Origin of the sequence: Mesorhizobium sp. CCNWLY176 (assembly GCF_037153935.1) — a bacterium.
Classification (GTDB): domain Bacteria; phylum Pseudomonadota; class Alphaproteobacteria; order Rhizobiales; family Rhizobiaceae; genus Mesorhizobium_M; species Mesorhizobium_M zhangyense.
Window position 1 is genome coordinate 1 of the sequence record NZ_JBBBDZ010000041.1, and the last position, 712, is coordinate 712.

Consider the following 712-nt stretch of genomic DNA (forward strand, 5'->3'; position numbering starts at 1 on the left):
CAGTCTCGACAATGATGTCGAAGCCGAGCGCAGTAAGCCGTTTCACCGTATCGGGAGACGCCGCAACGCGCGGCTCGCCCGAGCCGCCCTCGGCGGGAATGAAGATGATCTGGCTCACGTTTGGCTACCCCTCCCCGGCACGCGGCGCATCTGCGCGCCTGCTTTATCGTTCAGATCTTACTACAATCCACAAAATGGGCAATTTGTCCACATTTATGACTGAGGGTACTTGTCCGACAATTGCCGATGCCATATCGATGTCCAAACTGCGGTTCTGGGAGGTGTAAATGTCCAAGATCAATGATGCGAAGCGGCTGCGCTCGCGCGAGTGGTTCGACAATCCGGACAATCCCGGCATGACGGCGCTCTACCTCGAACGCTATCTGAACTATGGGCTGACCCGCGAAGAACTGCAGTCCGGAAAGCCGCTTATCGGCATCGCCCAGACGGGCTCGGACCTGTCACCTTGCAATCGGCATCATATCGAGCTCGCCAAGCGCGTGCGCGACGGTATCGTGGCCGCCGGCGGCGTGCCGCTGGAATTCCCGGTCCACCCGATCCAAGAGACAGGCAAGCGGCCCACCGCCGCGCTCGACCGCAACCTTGCCTATCTCGCTCTCGTCGAGTTGCTTTATGGCTATCCGCTCGACGGCGTGGTGCTGACCATTGGCTGCGACAAGACCACCCCGGCCATGCTGATGGCCGCCGCCAC

2 protein-coding genes are annotated in these 712 nt (G+C 60.7%); one reads left to right on the top strand and one right to left on the bottom strand.

Translation table 11 applies throughout. The features are described from left to right. The coding region (locus WBQ96_RS28250; protein ID WP_336556348.1) for a hypothetical protein at window positions 1–118 on the bottom strand (118 nt) is incomplete at its 3' end. Between the two features lie 169 nt (window positions 119–287). Here WBQ96_RS28250 and WBQ96_RS28255 point away from each other — a divergent pair. After that, window positions 288–712: dihydroxy-acid dehydratase domain-containing protein (locus WBQ96_RS28255; protein ID WP_336556347.1), on the top strand; the 425-nt coding region annotated here is incomplete at its 3' end.